Here is a 289-nt window from a genome sequence, read left to right on the forward strand (position 1 = left end):
TAGCAAAATAAGACCGATTCTTCATTGCTTTTTGTATATAGTATTTCATCATAGCTGCAGTTGTATCATAATCAGCAATAACTCCATCTTTCATCGGCCCAATAACTGTTATATTACCAGGTGTTCTACCAATCATATTACGTGCTGAACTTCCCACGCCCTCTATATCGCCTGTTTGTTTATTCTTTGCAACCACAGAAGGTTCCTTTACAACAACACCTTTGCCTTTTACAAACACAAGAGTATTTGCAGTACCTAAATCTATCCCTAAGTCCTGAGAAAAATTAAA

At 36.3% G+C, this 289-nt stretch carries 1 protein-coding gene; it reads right to left on the reverse strand.

Annotated features, from left to right (window positions below):
- Positions 1-289 (reverse strand): rod shape-determining protein (locus JKP73_RS22915; RefSeq protein ID WP_200412068.1); only part of this gene is annotated, 289 nt, incomplete at both ends.

The organism is Virgibacillus salexigens (assembly GCF_014905415.1).
In the GTDB taxonomy this organism is placed as follows: domain Bacteria; phylum Bacillota; class Bacilli; order Bacillales; family Amphibacillaceae; genus Virgibacillus; species Virgibacillus salexigens.